15 protein-coding genes are annotated in these 17,622 nt (G+C 63.2%); 7 read left to right on the top strand and 8 right to left on the bottom strand.

From position 1 onward, the window contains the following. Positions 1-31: 31 nt before the first annotated feature. From rpsT to rpsL, 7 genes are all read left to right on the top strand, one after another. Positions 32-298 carry a 30S ribosomal protein S20 gene (rpsT, locus tag BLU32_RS20395; protein ID WP_093810004.1) on the top strand — a complete coding sequence of 89 codons (267 nt, stop codon included), beginning with the start codon at positions 32-34 and terminating at the stop codon, positions 296-298. A 1,187-nt stretch (positions 299-1,485) separates the two neighbouring features. Continuing rightward, the gene (gene dnaA, locus BLU32_RS20405; RefSeq protein ID WP_093811402.1) at positions 1,486-2,961 is read left to right on the top strand and encodes a chromosomal replication initiator protein DnaA; all 1,476 of its coding nucleotides are present in this window, start codon (positions 1,486-1,488) and stop codon (positions 2,959-2,961) included. A 294-nt stretch (positions 2,962-3,255) separates the two neighbouring features. Then, entirely contained in the window at positions 3,256-4,374 is a 1,119-nt protein-coding gene (gene dnaN / locus BLU32_RS20410) for a DNA polymerase III subunit beta (protein WP_093811404.1), read from the top strand. Between the two features lie 49 nt (positions 4,375-4,423). Continuing rightward, complete coding sequence (gene recF, locus BLU32_RS20415; RefSeq protein ID WP_093810008.1) at positions 4,424-5,563, top strand: DNA replication/repair protein RecF; 1,140 nt, start codon at positions 4,424-4,426, stop codon at positions 5,561-5,563. A gap of 23 nt (positions 5,564-5,586) precedes the next feature. Next, positions 5,587-6,204: a LysE family translocator gene (locus BLU32_RS20420; protein WP_093810010.1), complete on the top strand. Its 618-nt coding sequence runs from the start codon at positions 5,587-5,589 to the stop codon at positions 6,202-6,204. 205 nt (positions 6,205-6,409) lie between these two features. Beyond that, complete coding sequence (gene gyrB / locus BLU32_RS20425) at positions 6,410-8,863, top strand: DNA topoisomerase (ATP-hydrolyzing) subunit B (protein WP_093810012.1); 2,454 nt, start codon at positions 6,410-6,412, stop codon at positions 8,861-8,863. Positions 8,864-8,977: 114 nt separating this feature from the next. After that, positions 8,978-9,349, top strand: coding sequence for a 30S ribosomal protein S12 (gene rpsL / locus BLU32_RS20430; RefSeq protein ID WP_029057738.1), 372 nt, complete (start codon positions 8,978-8,980; stop codon positions 9,347-9,349). Between the two features lie 124 nt (positions 9,350-9,473). Here rpsL and BLU32_RS20435 read toward each other — a convergent pair whose 3' ends face one another. From BLU32_RS20435 to BLU32_RS20470, 8 genes are all read right to left on the bottom strand, one after another. Then, the gene (locus BLU32_RS20435; protein ID WP_093810014.1) at positions 9,474-11,015 is read right to left on the bottom strand and encodes a cryptochrome/photolyase family protein; all 1,542 of its coding nucleotides are present in this window, start codon (positions 11,013-11,015) and stop codon (positions 9,474-9,476) included. A 196-nt stretch (positions 11,016-11,211) separates the two neighbouring features. Next, positions 11,212-11,688 carry a hypothetical protein gene (locus tag BLU32_RS22215; RefSeq protein WP_208976936.1) on the bottom strand — a complete coding sequence of 159 codons (477 nt, stop codon included), beginning with the start codon at positions 11,686-11,688 and terminating at the stop codon, positions 11,212-11,214. Between the two features lie 9 nt (positions 11,689-11,697). After that, positions 11,698-12,213 carry an OmpA family protein gene (locus tag BLU32_RS20445; RefSeq protein WP_244501753.1) on the bottom strand — a complete coding sequence of 172 codons (516 nt, stop codon included), beginning with the start codon at positions 12,211-12,213 and terminating at the stop codon, positions 11,698-11,700. 23 nt (positions 12,214-12,236) lie between these two features. Then, complete coding sequence (locus BLU32_RS20450; protein WP_093810020.1) at positions 12,237-12,938, bottom strand: L,D-transpeptidase; 702 nt, start codon at positions 12,936-12,938, stop codon at positions 12,237-12,239. A 124-nt stretch (positions 12,939-13,062) separates the two neighbouring features. Beyond that, entirely contained in the window at positions 13,063-14,694 is a 1,632-nt protein-coding gene (locus BLU32_RS20455) for an NTP transferase domain-containing protein (RefSeq protein ID WP_093810022.1), read from the bottom strand. Then, complete coding sequence (locus tag BLU32_RS20460; protein ID WP_093810024.1) at positions 14,691-15,395, bottom strand: XdhC family protein; 705 nt, start codon at positions 15,393-15,395, stop codon at positions 14,691-14,693. The genes BLU32_RS20455 and BLU32_RS20460 overlap by 4 nt, the downstream gene beginning before the upstream one ends. A gap of 87 nt (positions 15,396-15,482) precedes the next feature. Then, positions 15,483-15,836 carry an XdhC family protein gene (locus tag BLU32_RS20465; protein WP_093810026.1) on the bottom strand — a complete coding sequence of 118 codons (354 nt, stop codon included), beginning with the start codon at positions 15,834-15,836 and terminating at the stop codon, positions 15,483-15,485. Positions 15,837-15,975: 139 nt separating this feature from the next. Then, on the bottom strand, positions 15,976-17,589 hold the full coding sequence (locus tag BLU32_RS20470) for a phosphoenolpyruvate carboxykinase (RefSeq protein WP_093810028.1): 1,614 nt from the start codon (positions 17,587-17,589) through the stop codon (positions 15,976-15,978). Positions 17,590-17,622 lie beyond the last annotated feature (33 nt).

Consider the following 17,622-nt stretch of genomic DNA (forward strand, 5'->3'; position numbering starts at 1 on the left):
AGAATGTTCACGTAACGCATCAGGACACACCATGGCCAACACCCCTTCGGCCAAGAAGGCGGCACGCAAGATCCAGCGCCGCACGGCCATCAACAAGGCCCGCCGCACCAGGGTGCGCTCGCACCTTCGCAAGGTCGAGGAGGCGATCGCTTCCGGTGACCAGTCGGCGGCCAACGACGCGCTCAAGGCTGCCCAGCCGGAACTCATGCGGGCGGTAACCAAGGGCGTCTTTCACAGCAATCTGGCAGCCCGGAAGATCTCCAGGCTGAATTCGCGGATCAAGTCGATCGGCGCCTGACGATTTTTGCTGCGATTGAAGATTTTGAACCCGGCCTTTTGGTCGGGTTTTTCTTTTGCCGGCGCACTCTTTTGGGGTTGCTATCCGTCTAAATACAGAGACCGAATCGCGCGGCCCCGCTATCCGTGTCCGTGGCAGAAAAAGCCTTTTTATTTCAATAGTTTAAATGGATGTAGTCCGGGTGCGTCGGCCCCCGTCCGGGTTTGGGGGTTGTCAAGAATGAAGTCGATAAATTTTTTTTGGTGCACAGCAAACTGGGATATTGAGTGCGCCAGAACGCCAAAATGCATTGAGTCCAAACGTCTTCCAAATCGAGATGGCGGGGATCGAGGCATGGATCACGGGGCAGGGTTCGCACCGCGTTAACGAATTGCTCTGCGGCGCTGTTGCGAGGCCGATTTCGGCTGTGTATGGTCTCTTCATCGGGCGGTCGCCCGGGTAAATCGAAACAAGAAATCAACTAAGGGCCTCTGGAAGAGCAATGCTATATTTTTGTGGAAAATATACATTGAGTGGTTCCCGTAATCCCTTCCGGTCTGGTCAGAAGCTTGTCTGGAGGTCTTGGCTTCGGCCACTTGAGATCTTCGTGTAAACAGCTTTCTTACCCTTAAAATATGACATGAGAACCGTCGAACTTGTTTGACGGAACGGATTTTATTGTCTGATTGGGGTTGTGAAGTGCCGGGCGTGACGTGCATGACAAGACGGGCGGCAAAGCCTGCGGCAAAGTGCTCGACAAGTCCGACGGAGTGATTGGGAAGAATGCGGGGCGTGCAGGTTGGCTTTCTCCGCTCTCGCGAAACGAAAACGAAAATGAGGGGCTTGACGATGAACGCGCAATGGACTTTCTGTGCCGCTCCCAAATCGGCGAAGGCAGTCAGGCGCGATCCCTAGCCGGCCCTGGCTGAGCCGACCGGTCGGACGCTCCCGTCCACCGGACAAGACTGGATCATTCACCCCTGCGTGGCCTGTCGGGTCAGGGTTTGGCGGCGATGCGCTTTGCATCTGCGGCGAACCGCGGCGACCTCGTGTCACGCGTCAGAAAACATCAACGGATGCGGCTTGGCCGTTCCCGGACGTGCTTTGTGCGCAAACGCCAGAGACCGTCGGGTAAAAAACGATGAAAAACAAAGGTACAGCGGGATCTGCGGCGGCGGACACTCCCGTTGGACAAGGAGGCGATCACGATGAACTTGCAGGAGATGCCGGCGTCTGACCTTGGAGGTGCGGAGCACTGGGTGCGCGTCAAGAAACGTCTGCGGGCTGAACTGGGTGAAGATGTTTTCACCAGTTGGTTCGCACGGGTCGATCTTGAGGATCACGCCAATGGCACCGTGCGCCTGTCGGTGCCGACGCGATTCCTCAAGCAGTGGATCCAGTCGCACTATCGCGATCGGCTTATCGGCCTGTGGCAACACGAATGTGCGGATGTTCACCGCATTGAGCTCACCGTTCGCGGCGCCGTACGTGCCCGGCCGACACCTCAGTCGGCACTGGGCGGGAGTGTGCGGTCGTCTCAATCGCTCAAGGCTGCGGACAAGCCGCGTCTGGAGGCTGTTGCCGGTTCCGATGTCGCGCGTGCAGGCTCTGCGGTGTCGTCGCGAAGCGCGGCTCCGATGCCCGACGGTCTCGAAGGCGCCTCGCTTGACCCGAAATACACGTTCGATTCCTTCGTCGAGGGCGAGTCCAACGCGCTTGCCCTGGCGGCTGCCCGCCAGATCGCGACCGCGAGCGCCGTGACTTTCAACCCGCTGTACATCCATGCGTCTGTCGGGTTGGGAAAGACGCACCTCATGCAGGCGGTGGCAAGCGCGGCGAGAGCATCGGGAAAGCGGGTGCTCTACCTGACGGCCGAGCATTTCATGTACCGCTTCGTCGCCGCCTTGAAGTCCCAGTCGGCGCTGGCGTTCAAGGACACGCTTCGCACGATTGACCTGCTGTTGATCGACGACATGCAGTTCCTTCACGGCAAGCAGATTCAGCAGGAATTCTGCCACACGCTCAATGCGTTGATCGATGGCGCGCGCCAGGTCGTGGTGGCGGCGGACCGCCCGCCCTCGGATTTGGAAACGCTGGATGACCGGATGCGCTCGCGGCTGGCCGGCGGCCTCGTTGCCGCGATCTCGGAACCGGATTACGGCTTGCGTCGTGCGATCCTCACCGGACGTGTCGATACCGTGCGCCGCGCCCATCCGGGGTTCGCCGTCCCGGAAAGCGTCCTTGATTACGTCGCGCGCAATGTCGGCAATTCCGGTCGCGATCTGGAAGGGGCGCTCAATCGCCTGATCGCGCACAACCAGTTGACCAATCAGCCGGTCACACAGGAAATGGCGGAAGCGACCCTGCGCGATCTGGTGCGCAACACCGAGCCGCGCCGGGTGAAGATCGAGGAAATCCAGCGCGTGGTGTCGAAGCACTACAGCGTGTCGAAGGCGGATCTCCTTTCGGCCAGACGCACGCGCACCATCGTCCGTCCGCGCCAGATTGCCATGTATCTCGCCAAGATGATGACCCCGCGCTCCCTGCCGGAGATCGGGCGCCGCTTCGGAAACAGAGACCACACGACAGTTCTGCATGCCGTCCGCAAGATCGAGGACCTCAGCCGCAATGATAGCACGCTTGCCCAGGAAATCGACCTGCTGAAGCGCATGCTCGACGCCTGATACACCGTTTTGGCGACAGGGCGACGCCGGCGTCGCCCGCGCCCGGACGCACGGTGTCCCCCGTCGGCCGAGACCGTCCCGCCGGGGGATGGTGTTTGCAGCGCCGGCGGTTTCGCAGCCTGGCCGTCACGCCCTCGGGAGCGGCGGTTTTCTGCGGATATCAGCTGAAATCGCGCTGGTGCCCTCTTGCTTTTTGCGGCGCGAAGGGCCAGTGTCGACGCCCATTTCGCCGTCGCGGCTTATCCTTGCGGACGCGGCCTCCCGGTGCCAACGCATTTGACAACGGACGACACAATGAAAGTGACGCTTGAGCGGACGGATCTCCTGAAGTCCCTGACCCATGTCCACCGTGTCGTCGAACGCCGGAACACCATCCCGATCCTCTCGAATGTGCTGTTGCGCTGCGAGGCGGGTGAACTGGCGTTGAAGGCGACCGATCTCGACCTTGAAATCTCCGAGCGCATCGCAGCCCATGTGGAGCAGCCGGGTGCGACGACCGTTCCCGCGCACATGATCTACGACATCGTACGCAAGTTGCCCGAAGGCGCACAGGTGGCGCTTGAAACCTCCGGCGACAATGCGACGCTTGAGATCCGCGCCGGACGCTCGCGGTTCGCGCTTCAGATGCTGCCGGAGTCGGACTTTCCGGACATCACGGCCGGCGATTTCACGCATTCCTTCACGCTGACGGCCCGCGACATGCGCACGGTGCTCGATGCCACGCAGTTTGCGATTTCCACCGAGGAAACGCGCTACTATCTCAATGGCATCTACATGCATGCGGTCGCGACCGAGGCAGGCGAGCGGTTTCGCGGCGTTGCGACCGACGGGCACCGCCTGGCGCGGGCCGAGATTCCGGCGCCGTCCGGGGCTTCCGGGATGCCGGGCATCATCGTGCCGCGCAAGACGGTCGGCGAGATGCAGAAGCTTCTGGAAAATCCCGATGCCGAGGCGTTGATCGAGATCTCCGAGACCAAGATCCGCATCACCACCGCCAATGTCGTGCTGACGTCGAAACTGATCGACGGAACATTTCCCGATTACGGCCGGGTCATTCCGCAAAACAACGACAAGGAAATGCTGGTCGATCGCGACGAGTTCAAGTCGGCGGTCGATCGGGTTTCGACGATTTCGTCGGAGCGCGGACGGGCCGTGAAACTGGCGATTTCGGAAGGACGGATGGTCCTGACGGTCGTCAATCCGGACTCCGGGTCGGCGACCGAGGAACTGGCGGTCGACTATGAATCCGATCCGCTCGAGATCGGCTTCAATTCGCGCTACCTGCTCGAAATCGCCGGTCAGTTGCGCGGCGACACGGCTTCTTTCCGCTTCGCGGACGCCGGTGCGCCGACGCTGATCCGGGACAAGGGCATTGAAGACGCGCTCTATGTCCTGATGCCGATGCGGGTCTGACGACCCGCCGGGATCGCCGTTCGGGAAATCAGAGAAAGAAGGGCGCGCGATGGGCGAGCCGGTCAGGGTTGCCCTGCGCAGCCTCACCTTGTCTGATTTCAGGAATTACGAAACGCTTTTTGTGACGTTCGATGCGCCGCTGATCGCTCTCGTGGGTGAAAACGGCGCAGGAAAAACCAATCTCCTTGAAGCGATCTCCCTTTTGACGGCGGGGCGCGGCCTGCGGCGGGCGGCGCTCGATGATCTTGCGCGGCGCGGGGCACCGCATGGCTGGGCGGTGTCGGCCCGGATCGACGGCATCGGCGGGGAAACCCGGATCGGCGTCGGGCACACGACAGGCGATCCCGGGCGCCGGATCCGGATCAACGGGTCGGACGCGCGCGGCTCCGAGATGCTTCTCGATTATCTGCGTGTTTTATGGCTTCTGCCCTCGATGGACGGGCTGTTCACCGGGCCGGCCGGTGACCGGCGCCGGTTTCTGGATCGTCTGGTGCTGGCCATCGACCCCGGCCACGGCCGGCGTGTCGCCGATCTTGAGCGGACCCTGCGCGCGCGCAATCGCCTTCTCGACGAGCGCGGGTCTGACGCATTCCTCGATGCGGTGGAGGCGCAACTCGCCCCGCTTGCCGTTGCTGTCAGCTACGCACGCCAGGAAACCGTCACGCTATTGCGCACCCGCATGGCCTCGCAGGCCGGGGCAGGCCAGCCGTTTCCGCAGGCCGACGTTCTCCTGACCGGAAGCTTCGAGGACAGTGCCGCCGGTGTTCCGGCGGGCGATCTGGAAGATGCCTATCGCGAAATGCTCGCCAGCGGCCGCTATCGGGATCGGGCGGCGGGGCGTACGCTCCAGGGGGCGCATCGCTCGGATCTGACGGTGCGCCATGTCGCCAAGGACATGCCGGCCGCCCTTGCCTCCACTGGTGAGCAGAAGGCCCTGTTGATCGGTCTGGTCCTGGCGCATGCCGAGGTGGCCGCCGCCACCGCCGGGCTGACGCCTTTGCTTCTTCTCGACGAGATCGCGGCCCATCTCGATCCCGACCGCCGCCGCGCACTTTTCCTGCGCCTCGCCGAGTTGGGCCTGCAGGTCATGATGACGGGAACCGATCCGTTTCTCTTCGCGGATTTGCCGCAAGGCAGCGCCATACTAAAGGTCGCAAACGGAAGCGTTTCTCCCTATAGTGCGGCGTAGTATTCAAAAGGACTCTCCCGTCAATGGAACTCTCTGCTCTTGCGATCTTTGCGCTGTCCCTGATGGTGATGGCGGCGATCCCCGGTCCCGGCATCGCCGCGATCGTTGCGCGCGTCCTCGCGCACGGTCGCGAGGGCGCCATGGCGTTTTGTCTCGGCGTTGCCCTGGGCGACGTGATCTGGCTCGGATTTGCGGTTGCCGGTCTCGCCGTCGTTGCAAAGACATTCGGGGCGGCCTTCCTGGCGATCAAATATCTCGGTGCAGCCTATCTGCTCTATCTCGCCTGGAAGATGTGGACGGCCAGCGGCGATAGCGGTCTTGGCGGCGTGCCCCGACCCGGAAGCGGACGGCCCTTGCAGCTTGTGATGGGCGGGCTCGCCGTGACCATGGGAAATCCCAAGGTGATGGTTTTCTACCTCGCGCTTCTGCCCAACATCATCGCCCTCGAAACGGTCACGATGATCGGCTACCTCGAACTCAGTCTGGTGACGCTCGGCGTGCTCGGGCTGGTGCTTGGGGCCTATTGCGTGCTCGCCGATCGTGCGCGCCGGCTGATTTCCAGTCCGAGAGCCGTTCGACTGCTCAACAGGTTCGCGGGGTCCGTGATGGCGGGCGCCGCTGTGGCGGTGGCCACGCGTTGACCGGTCCCGGACAGCGTGCATCTGGCCAAGTCACCGGCAATACTGCCTTTTTGGGTCTTGTTCGTCTTGGTGACGCGAAAGGTCGGATACGCGACCCGGGCACGATCCGGATCTTGTCGCCAAAGGCCGGTTCCGGTTGGTTGAATGCGGCTCGTTACCCCGTATAACCTCTTTAGACTCGTCATCCAGTGAGCGATTGATTCGTATGAACGACACACCGACGCCCAGCGAAAACGACACGACCCTCCCGCAGGATCCGGATGCCTATGGCGCCGGCTCGATCAAGGTCTTGAAGGGCCTGGATGCGGTGCGCAAGCGTCCCGGTATGTATATCGGCGACACCGATGACGGGTCGGGCCTGCATCACATGGTCTATGAGGTCGTCGACAACGCCATCGACGAGGCGCTGGCCGGCCATGCCGACCGTGTGACGGTGGCGCTCAACGCCGACGGCTCGGTGACGGTCTCCGACAACGGCCGCGGCATTCCGACCGAGCTGCACCCGGAAGAAGGGGTGTCGGCGGCCGAAGTGATCATGACCCAGCTGCATGCGGGCGGCAAGTTCGACCAGAATTCCTACAAGGTGTCGGGCGGTCTCCATGGTGTTGGCGTATCTGTCGTGAACGCTTTGTCGGCCCGGCTGGAATTGCGCATCTGGCGCAACGGCAAGGAGCACGCCATGCGCTTCGAGCACGGCGATGCCGTGTCGCCGCTGAAGGTTGTTGCAGAAGCGGACGGGCGCAAGGGAACGGAGGTGACGTTCCTTCCCTCCACCGAGACCTTCACCAAGACGGATTTCGATTTCTCGACGCTGGAGCACCGGCTACGCGAACTGGCGTTTCTCAATTCGGGTGTGCGCATTCTGCTCTCCGACAAGCGTGGCGTCGAGAATGTCGACGTCGAACTCTTTTACGACGGCGGTCTGGAGGCCTTCGTTCGCTACCTCGACCGCGCCAAGCACCCGCTGATCGAGGATCCGGTGGTGATGAAGGCGGAGCGCGACGGCATCACCGTGGAGGCGGCTCTGTGGTGGAACGACAGCTACCATGAGCAGGTCCTGTGCTTTACCAACAACATTCCCCAGCGCGACGGCGGCACGCATCTCGCCGGCTTCCGCGGAGCGCTGACCCGCCAGATGACCGGATATGCCGATCAGTCGGGAATCCTGAAGCGCGAGAAAGTCTCGTTGACCGGCGATGACTGTCGTGAGGGGCTGACCTGCGTCTTGTCGGTGAAGGTCCCGGATCCGAAATTCTCCTCGCAGACCAAGGACAAGCTTGTCTCCTCGGAAGTGCGGCCGGTGGTGGAAAACATCATCAATTCGACCCTTTCCAGTTGGCTTGAGGAAAACCCCGCACCGGCGCGCGTGCTTGTCGCCAAGATCGTGGAAGCAGCCAGTGCCCGGGAAGCCGCGCGCAAGGCTCGCGAACTGACCCGACGCAAGGGCGCGCTTGACATTGCGTCGCTGCCTGGAAAACTCGCCGATTGTCAGGAGCGCGATCCGGCAAAGGCCGAACTGTTCCTGGTCGAGGGCGATTCCGCCGGTGGCTCGGCGAAACAGGGCCGCAGTCGCGAAAATCAGGCGATCCTCCCGCTTCGGGGCAAGATTCTCAACGTCGAGCGGGCGCGCTTCGACAAGATGCTCTCGTCGAACGAGATCGGCACGCTGATCACGGCACTTGGAACGGGCATCGGCAAGGAAGAGTTCAATCTCGAAAAGTTGCGCTATCACAAGATTATCATCATGACGGACGCCGACGTTGACGGGGCCCATATCCGGACGCTGCTGTTGACATTTTTCTTCCGCCAGATGCCGGACCTGATCGAGAACGGCCACATCTATATTGCCCAGCCGCCGCTCTACAAGGTGAAGCGGGGCAACTCCGAGCAGTATCTGAAAGACGAGGATGCGCTGGAACGCTACCTTATCGACACCGGCCTTGAAGACTGTGCGCTGACGCTTGCCAACGGCGAGGTGCGCACCGGGCAGGACCTGCGCGCCGTGGTGGAAACGGCGCGTACGGTGGCGCACACGCTGGACGGGCTCCACAGCCGATACGACCGCGACGTTGTCGAACAGGCGATCATCGCCGGAGCGCTCAATCCGGATGTGCATGACGATCCCGAGCGCGCACGCGAAGCTGCCGATTACATCGCACGGCGGATGGATATCCTGGCCGACGAGTTCGAACGTGGCTGGGAAGGCCGGGTGCTGGACACCGGCGATCTGGTGTTCGAGCGCATCGTGCGCGGTGTGAAGGAAGTCGCGACCATCGATGCCGCACTGATCGGCTCCGCCGATGCCCGCAAGCTCGACGCCCGCGCCCCGGCGCTTCAGGAGGTGTTCGGCAAGGCTGCGACGCTGACGCGCAAGGACACCGACACGCCGATCCGCGGGCCACGGGCGCTGCTCGCGGCTGTGTTCGCCCAAGGGCGCAAGGGCATTTCCATGCAGCGCTACAAGGGCCTTGGCGAGATGAATGCCGAGCAGCTTTGGGAAACGACCCTTGATCCCCACGCGCGCTCGCTGTTGCAGGTGAAGGTGCGTGAAGCCGATGCAGCCGACGACATCTTCACCAAGCTGATGGGCGATGATGTCGATCCGCGCCGGGCGTTCATCCAGGACAATGCCTTGTCCGTCGCCAATCTCGACGTGTAGATCAACGGCTACGCAGAAACCTCGTCTGCGCGGCAATCTCCCTTTGACAAAGCCGGTCGCTCCCCCTATACGAAGCGGCCAAGACATTCCTCAAAAACAAGCCGCAAGCAACCTATGCCGACAATCAATCAGTTGGTTCGTCAGAACCGCAAGCCGACCGTCAAGAAGTCCAAGACGCCTTCGCTGGCGGGAAACCCGCAGAAGCGCGCCGTGTGCACCCGCGTGTACACGACCACGCCGCGTAAGCCGAACTCGGCTTTGCGTAAGGTCGCCCGCGTGCGTATGACCAATGGCAACGAAGTCACCGCCTACATCCCGGGCGAGGGCCATAACCTGCAGGAGCACTCGGTCGTGCTCGTGCGCGGTGGTGGACCGAACGACCTTCCGGGCGTGCGTTACCGCGTGATCCGCGGCGTGCTCGACACCCAGGGTGTCAAGGATCGTAAGAAGCGCCGTTCGCTCTACGGTTCCAAGCGTCCGAAGTAAGCAACAGGCGGCGTCCGTCGCCGAAGGAACGTTTGCGAGCAGATTTGACCCCCGGCAGCGCCGGGGGTTTTTGCGTTTGACGACCGTCTTTCACGACGCGACACGACACGACGCTGAAGCAAGTCTACAGATCTCCGTGCTCGAGCGTTTCGAGGGTTCTGCGTGCCGCCGCGCGATAGGCTGCTTGCGTGTCCGGCTTCATGCGGTCCCAGGTGCGATAGGGCTGGGCCAGACGGGGATTCGTGCCGAGAACCTCCCGGTTTCGCAACAGGAAGTCCCAGTAGAGCGGATTGAAGGGGCAAGCGTTCTCACCGGTCTTGTCCTTCACGTCATAGTGGCAGCTGCTGCAATAATCCGACATCTTGTTGATATAGTTTCCGCTTGCCGCATAGGGCTTCGATCCGAGCCGGCCGCCGTCGGCAAACTGGCTCATGCCGAGCGTGTTGGGCAGTTCCACCCATTCATAGGCGTCGGCATAGACGGCGAGATACCATTCGTGGATCTGCTTGGGGTCGACGCCGGACAGGAGCGCGAAGTTTCCGGTGACCATCAGCCGCTGGATGTGATGGGCGTAGGCCTCCTCGCGGGTCTGTTCCACGGCGTCGCGCACGCAGGCCATCTTGGTGTCGGCACTCCAGTAGAAGCCGGGCAGGTCGCGGTCGGCGGAGAGAAAGTTTTCCTCTGCGTAGCCCGGCATCTTCAGCCAGTAGATCCCGCGCACATATTCCCGCCAGCCGATGATCTGGCGGATGAACCCCTCGGCGGCGTTCAGCGGTGCATGACCATCGCGATAGGCCGTCTCCACCGCGCGGCAGGTTTCGAGCGGATCGAGCAGTCCGGCATTGATATAGAGCGCGAGGATGGAGTGATAGAGGAACCGCTCTCCGTTCAGCATCGCATCCTGATAGTCGCCGAAACCGGGCAAGGCTGTCTTGATGAAATGGGTGCGCGCCGCCTTCGCGTCCTTTTGCGTGACCGCGAACCAGAACGGCTCGAGGTCTCCGAACCGGTCGGGGAAACGCGCCGCGACAAGATCGAGCACTGCGCGGGTTGTTTCGTCCGGCGTCACCTGCCTGGGCGAGGGCATGAAGAGGTCACCCTTCGCCGGCTTGCGATTGTCGGCATCGAGGTTCCATTGTCCGCCAACGGGCTCGTCGCCGTCCATCAGCAGGCCCGTCTTGCGACGCATGTCGCGGTAGAAATACTCCATGCGCAGTTGCTTGCGGCCCTCTGCCCATTCGCCGAAGTCCGAATGGGAGCATAGGAAGCGGTCGTCGGCGCAGACTTCGACCGGGACACCGAAGCGCGTCTCCCAGGTTTTCATCGCCTCCAGAACGCGCCATTCTCCGGGTTCCGTTACGCGAATCTGCTCCGGAGAATGTCGGGCGACCGCGCGTTCGAGTTCGCCGGTGAAGGACCCGCTGTTGTCCGGATCGTCGAGACGCACATAGTCGACGGTCCAGCCTGCGCTTTCGAGCGCGGCCGCATGGTGGCGCATGGCCGAAAACAGGAAGGCGATCTTCTTGCGGTGATGCGCGACGTAGTCGGCTTCTTCGCCGACTTCCATCATCAGAACCCGCGCTGTTGCGGGATCGATGTCGCGAAGCGACGACAGGTCAGCTGTGAGCTGGTCGCCAAGAACGGGAATGAGCACGGCGGATGTCATAGCGAGGAAGGTGTCCGAAGAGCAGGGCGGGGTTTTTAGGTGCTCTTACGGCTACGCAGCAGCTCGGGGCATGGATTGCCGCCGCAGTTCCCGGGGACAAAATGAAAGAGCCGCCGGCGGGATCGCGGGCGGCTCCTTGAATGGTCGACTGCGGGCGTTGCGACCGGGATTTATGCATCCCGTCGTTCGCAAGGCTTCAGGCCGCTATCCGCTTCTGGGCGCGGAAGGCGATCGGGGCGTTTTCGCGGTTGCGACGACGCTCCTCGGGAGAAATATAGACGAGCGCGCGATGCTCGTCGCAGTAGGACACCCCTGCATCGACGCGGTTGCGGCACGGGAAGGTGTAATTGCCGCCTGTTCCTTCTGCCCATTTGCATTGGCCAGCGCGCGGAAGTCGAAGATCTTTCATGGCGTTACGTACCTTTGTTGAGGCGCAACCATCATCCGGCGGGCAGTGGCCCTTGCACACCCCTTGGGGCGGCCATGTCATCGAACGAAGCTGTGCGAGAATGCCGGGGGCATGACTGCCGCCCGGCATGAGAAATTCTTTTTGCAATATAAGTGTCACATCGCCCCACGCCAAGCGCATCCCCTGCATGGGAGCCATGTAAATATTGCAGTGCAGCATTGTGGTTAATGCAACAAGACGCGCGAATGCGCCTTGCTCGGTCATCGCATTGTTTCAGCGTTCCTTTTCTTCACGCAAGTTCGTCACGACACGACGGTTCTGCGCCTTGCATTCTTCTTCCGGGCAATCGCGCACCTTGCGTTCGGTGCCATAGCCCTTGGCCCAAAGCCGTCCGGGGGCGACACCCTTGGAAACCAGATAGGCCATGGCGGCATCGGCCCGGCGTGTCGACAGGGCCGTGTTCTGCGCAGCGGAGCCGGGGTCGTCGGCAAATCCCTGGATCTTGGCGTACCAGCCTGTGTTCCTGGTCAGCCAGTCCGCTTGCTTGTCGAGCGTCATGCGGGCTGTTTCGTCGATCTCGGCGGACCCTGGCTTGAAATAGGTCCGCCGGCCGACATTCAGCATGAAAGCTTCCTCGCTTCCGGGAGCGATATTGGCGAAGCCGATCGCCGGGGCATTGGTGACATTGGGAGTAGATATGGTATCGGCCGTGTTGCAGCCGGAAAGGGCGGCCGCACCGGCTGCCAGGGCAAGACCGAGGGCGAGGCGTTTGGGGTGTTGTGTCGTCACGAGGCGGGTGCTCCTGCTTTGCGTCATCCGTCCTGCGATCCGGCGCCCAGATGCTCAAGCACCGATACGCGCGTGCCGACCGGGCAGCGCTGGAAGAGGTCGATCACATCCTCGGGAAACATTCGGATGCAGCCGGAAGACACATCATTGCCGATGCTCCAGGGTTCCAGCGTGCCATGCAGCCGGTAGCCGGTATCGACGCCGCTGTCGTGATACAGGTACAGCGCACGCGGACCGAGCGGATTGTTCGGCGCACCGCCTTTGACCAGGCGGGGAAGGTCCGGTTGCCGCTTCAGCATTTCGGGGGGCGGCACCCAGCGCGGCCATAGCGCCTTGCGCTTGATCTGCGCGCGTCCGTACCATTTGAAGCCTTCGCGGCCGACGCCAACGCCGTAGCGCAAGGCTGTGTCGTTCTCCCAGATCCAGTAGAGGAAATGGTTGCGTGTATCGACCACGATTGTGCCCGGGGATTCCTCGGAGAGATACTTGACCATCTGCCGCTGCCATTGCGGCTTGATCACCGAGAAATTGGTGCGCCGGTAAGCATATCCGTTGTCTTCAAGCGTTCCGTCAAACCACTTCGACGACGCAAGGGCCGGTTTCGGCAAGGCCGCGCAGGCCAGAGCTGCACCTCCGGCCACAAGAAGACTGCGGCGCGACAGCGGTGCGCTCGGAAAGGCTTTGCCTTTCCTCGTGCGGGATAAAGATCTGAATTCATGGGCCATGCCGTCTCCTCCACTGACGGGCGGGCCATGCAGGAAGGGCGTCGGCAGTGCTATGTCCGGCGTCTTCCATCCGTGATCCGCCGGACCTCGACGCCCGACATTACGGGTCAGATGGCGGAAAAGGTCAATCCCGGGCTGGGCCACGCATTGCTGGACGGGCGCCGGCGGCGGCAAGCGCTTCCGGCGTGTCGAGATCCAGCCGGGCGCCGGGACCTATTTCGACGAGCGCCAGATCGTCCGGATGGTCGTCGAGCAGGTGCCGGGCCCCGCTGTCGCCTTCAAGTCGGGCGAGGGCCTCGAAGTAGGCCTTGTCCCACAACACCGGGTTTCCACGTTTGCCTTCGTGCGCGGCGGCGACCACCGGAACACCGGCGTCCGGCGCATAGGCGGCAATCAACCGGTCGATTGCGTCCGCCGTGACCTCGGGCATGTCCGCCAAAAGGACGAGCGCCGCGTCGGCGTCGCTTGGCAATGCGCTAATCCCCGCGCGGATCGAGCCGGCCATGCCCTCGGCATAGTCCGGGTTGTGGACGAAGGTTACCGGCAATCCATCAAGCGCGGCCTCGATCTCCGTGCTCATGTGGCCGGTGACCACCGTCAGCGAGGCAAGGCCGCTGCCTAGGGCGTTTCGCGCGGCGATGCGCACGATCGGTTCATTGTCGATTGTCGCCAGAAGCTTGTTGATGCCGCCGGCGCGCCGCGCCTGGCCTGCCGCCAGCAGGACGCCGGCGATCTTGCGGTGGCGCTTCCTGCCTTCTGGCGGCGCTTCGCGCGGCTGCGGGCGTGTTCCGATTTCCATCAGGAGACCGCCGACGCCCATGGCCATGATGTCATCGCGGGTGACAGGGCAATCCGCCATGTAGCGGTCGAGCACCCAGTCGAAGCCGTTTTCCTTCGGGCTGCGGGCACAGCCGGGGGCGCCGATCACCGGGATGTTTCCGATACGACCGATTAGCAGGAGATTTCCGGGATCCACGGGCATCCCGAAATGCTCGACCTCGCCGCCCGCCGCCCGGATGCCTTCCGGGATCACGTCCATCGGGTCGACGATGGCGGATGCGCCGAAGATGAGAATCATCCCGACGCCGGCCTCGGCCTGCTCGCGAAGGGCCTCGGCGACGGCTGGGACCGTATGGGCAACGCGCAGTTCTCTGGCAAGCTTCGAGCCGGAGACGGCGAGCCGGGCTTCGGTGATGCGCCGTGTCTTGTCGAGCGTCGCGGGTTTGAGGTGCGGGAGGGTCGTGGCAACAAGCCCCACGGAGCGTGCGCGAAACGGGGCAACGCGCACGGCCGCACGTGCAACGCCTTCCGCGCGCGCGATCGGCGGTTCGCCAACCGCGAGCGGAATGATTTTCGCCGTCGCAACCATGCGCCCGCCCGTCACCCGCTCGAAAGCGGGCAGGGTCGCAAGCGTGATCGCGGGGTCGACGCGGTTGACCGCATTGACCGCGGGCGTATCGACAATGAGGAGACCGTCGGTCGCTGCATGGAGGTTGACCCGCCCTGTGAAGGCCGGGGCGAGAGTGATCCCCCCGCCGGTTGCCGCCCGCGCGAGCCGCTCGGCAGCCCGGTCTTCGTGGCAATCGTCCGGGTCGAGGCGCGCCGTGATGACCTTTTTGATCTGCGCTGCCTGGAGCCTGCGGATGTCGTCGGCGGTCAGGCTGTGCCCTTTTTTCAAAGCACCGTCGTCCAGCCTGATCGTGTGGGCGAGCAGGGCGCCTTCCGCATCCCGCGTGCGAAGGGGACCGAATTTCACGACCCCGCCTCCGGCCCCTTTCGCAGGGCGCGGATGATGTTGGCAAGGACCGCAACCGCGATTTCCGCCGGAGAGGCCGCACCGATGTCGGCGCCGATGGGGGCATCGAGGCGGTTGAAGTCTGCCTCGTTGACGCCAGTGTCCAGCAGGCGTTCGCGTCGCTTGCCATGGGTCTTGCGGCTGCCGAGCGCTCCGACATAGAAGCAGCCGGCAGCGAGGGCGGCGCGCAATGGTGTGTCGTCGATTTTCGGATCATGGGTGAGCGCGGCGACCGCCGTATAGGGATCGAGCGCGACGTCGTCCAGCACGTCGTCCGGCCATTCGGCGAGCAATGCTCCGTCTGGAAAACGCTCCGGCGTGGCAAAGGCGGTCCGCGGATCGATCACAACCACATCGAAGCCGGCAATTTGCGCCATCGGCACCAATGCCTGGCTGATGTGGACGGCGCCGATCAGAACGAGACGCGGCGGCGGCACGCTCACGGTCAGGAAGACCTGCGTCTCCTCCGGCGTCTCGACGATGCCGGATTTTCCGGACCGGAACCGGCTGGCGATTTCATAAGCGAGCGGGTCGTGCGTCACGTCGTCATCCGGGCCGACCAACCGTTGCGCACCGCCGTCCCCGTCCAGACCCGTGACGAGGATCGCGGCACGACGGCCCGTCCGGGCGGCATTGAAGCGGGAAAGAAGGTCGATATCCATGAGGGTCAGCTTCTGTCGATTGCGCGTATGATGCGGGAAAGGGGATGTTCGGACGCGACCCGGGCAGCAGGCGTGCGACGGCGAACGTCAGGCTTGTGCGGCGCTCCCGTTCACGGGCTCGACGAACACCCGGATGCGTCCGCCGCATGACAGGCCGACGCGCCACGCGGTTTCGTCGGCCACGCCGAACTCGAGCATTGCCGGCGTTTTCGTGGAGATCACGTCGATGGCCTCTGCGACCACGGCTCCTTCAACGCATCCGCCCGATACGGAGCCCTCGAAGTTTCCCTCCGCATCGATCACCAGATGCGCGCCGACGGGGCGCGGGGCCGAGCCCCAGGTCTCGACCACGGTTGCAAGGGCGACGTCGCGGCCCTCCCGTGTCCAGGCTTCCGCGAGCGCGAGTGGGTCGGTGGCATTTGCCTCGAGGGTCGACTGCATGGGATCTCCTCCATTTGGTCGGAATATAGTCCGCCTGAGGGCCTCTGCACAGGGACGGTTGCCTGAGGGCCTGCCGAAAAACGAAGGGGCGAAGCCTTGCCGGCTCCGCCCCTTGCGTCAATCAATAAGGTCGGTGGCGCTATTCGGCGGCGGCGCGAAAGGAGGGCGCTGCGGCCAGCACCGTGCCGTCCACGTGGCTCTCGAACTTCGCGAAGTTGGACACGAACATCTCCACCAGCTTGGCAGCCTGCGCGTCATAGGCAACCGGATCCGCCCAGGTCGAACGCGGGTCGAGGATCTTGCTGTCGACGCCGCGTACCTCGACCGGAACCGCAAAGCCGAAGTTTGCATCGGTGCGGCATTCGATGTCGCGCAGCGAGCCGTCGAGTGCCGCACCCAGCAGGGCACGGGTGGCGCGGATCGGCATCCGGTTGCCGGTGCCGTAAGCGCCGCCGGTCCAGCCCGTGTTGACCAGCCAGCAATCGACGTTGTGGGCGGCGATCAGGCTGCGCAGCAGATTGCCGTATTCCGACGGATGCCGCGGCATGAAGGGAGCACCGAAGCAGGTCGAGAAGGTGGCCTGCGGTTCGGTCACGCCCTTCTCGGTCCCGGCGACCTTTGCCGTGTAGCCGGAGAGGAAGTGATACATCGCCTGTGCCGGCGTGAGCTTGGCAATCGGCGGCAGCACGCCGAAGGCATCGGCCGTCAGCATGATGATGTTCTTGGGCTGCGGGGCGGTGCCGGTCGCGCTGGCATTCGGGATGAAGTCGATCGGATAGGCACAGCGGGTGTTTTCCGTCTTGGAGCCGTCATCGAAATCGGGAATGCGGGTCGCCTCGTCGAGGACAACGTTTTCCAGAACGGTGCCGAACCGCTTGGTCGCGGCATAGATTTCCGGCTCGGCCTCTTCGGAGAGCTTGATCGTCTTGGCGTAGCAGCCGCCCTCGAAATTGAAGATGCCTTCCGGACCCCATCCATGCTCGTCGTCGCCGATCAGCGTACGCGACGGATCGGCGGAGAGCGTCGTCTTGCCGGTGCCCGACAGGCCGAAGAAGACCGCCGTGTCGCCCGCGTCGCCGAGATTGGCCGAGCAATGCATCGGCATCACGCCCTTCTCCGGCAGCAGGAAGTTGAGCAGCGAGAACACCGATTTTTTCATTTCACCGGCGTAGGACGTTCCGGCGATCAGCACGATCTTGTTGGTGAAATCGCAGGCGATCAGCGTTTCGGACCGGCAGCCATGTCGCGTCGGGTCGGCCTTGAAGCTCGGCAGGTCGATGATCGTCATCTCCGGCAGGAAGCCGGCAAGCTCCGCGCGCTCCGGCCGGATCAGGAGATTGCGGATGAACAGCGAGTGCCAGGCATATTCGGTGAAGACGCGGACATTGATGCGGTTGGCCGGCTCGGCGCCGCCATAGAGATCCTGGGCGTAAAGCGACATGCCGCGCGCATGGGCGATCATGTCGGCATGCAGGGTGGCGAAGGCGTCCGAACTCATCTGGGCGCTGTTGTCCCACCACACGCTGTCGCGGGTGGCGTCGTCGAGCACGACGAACTTGTCCTTGGGCGAGCGGCCGGTGTGGACACCGGTTTCCACCACAAGCGCGCCGCCATCGGCAAGAACCGCTTCGCCGTGTCGCAAGGCATGTTCGTAAAGCGCAGGCGCCGAAAGATTGTGATGAAGCTCGCCGAGGTCGGTCAATCCGCCCAGCTCCGTGGGAGTTGACCGATGCCCTACGCCCTGATCCGCCATGTTCCGAGATCCCTGTCTGCGTTTCCAGTGTCG

The sequence above is a fragment of the Stappia sp. ES.058 genome (assembly GCF_900105595.1).
Lineage (GTDB): Bacteria > Pseudomonadota > Alphaproteobacteria > Rhizobiales > Stappiaceae > Stappia.

Coding starts and splice junctions, on each gene's coding strand:
- rpsT (WP_093810004.1), top strand. CDS start 32: ATGGCCAACACCCCTTCGGCCAAGAAGGCGGCACGCAAGATCCAGCGC.
- dnaA (WP_093811402.1), top strand. CDS start 1,486: ATGAACTTGCAGGAGATGCCGGCGTCTGACCTTGGAGGTGCGGAGCAC.
- dnaN (WP_093811404.1), top strand. CDS start 3,256: ATGAAAGTGACGCTTGAGCGGACGGATCTCCTGAAGTCCCTGACCCAT.
- recF (WP_093810008.1), top strand. CDS start 4,424: ATGGGCGAGCCGGTCAGGGTTGCCCTGCGCAGCCTCACCTTGTCTGAT.
- BLU32_RS20420 (WP_093810010.1), top strand. CDS start 5,587: ATGGAACTCTCTGCTCTTGCGATCTTTGCGCTGTCCCTGATGGTGATG.
- gyrB (WP_093810012.1), top strand. CDS start 6,410: ATGAACGACACACCGACGCCCAGCGAAAACGACACGACCCTCCCGCAG.
- rpsL (WP_029057738.1), top strand. CDS start 8,978: ATGCCGACAATCAATCAGTTGGTTCGTCAGAACCGCAAGCCGACCGTC.
- BLU32_RS20435 (WP_093810014.1), bottom strand. CDS start 11,015: ATGACATCCGCCGTGCTCATTCCCGTTCTTGGCGACCAGCTCACAGCT.
- BLU32_RS22215 (WP_208976936.1), bottom strand. CDS start 11,688: ATGACCGAGCAAGGCGCATTCGCGCGTCTTGTTGCATTAACCACAATG.
- BLU32_RS20450 (WP_093810020.1), bottom strand. CDS start 12,938: ATGGCCCATGAATTCAGATCTTTATCCCGCACGAGGAAAGGCAAAGCC.
- BLU32_RS20460 (WP_093810024.1), bottom strand. CDS start 15,395: ATGGATATCGACCTTCTTTCCCGCTTCAATGCCGCCCGGACGGGCCGT.
- BLU32_RS20465 (WP_093810026.1), bottom strand. CDS start 15,836: ATGCAGTCGACCCTCGAGGCAAATGCCACCGACCCACTCGCGCTCGCG.
- BLU32_RS20470 (WP_093810028.1), bottom strand. CDS start 17,589: ATGGCGGATCAGGGCGTAGGGCATCGGTCAACTCCCACGGAGCTGGGC.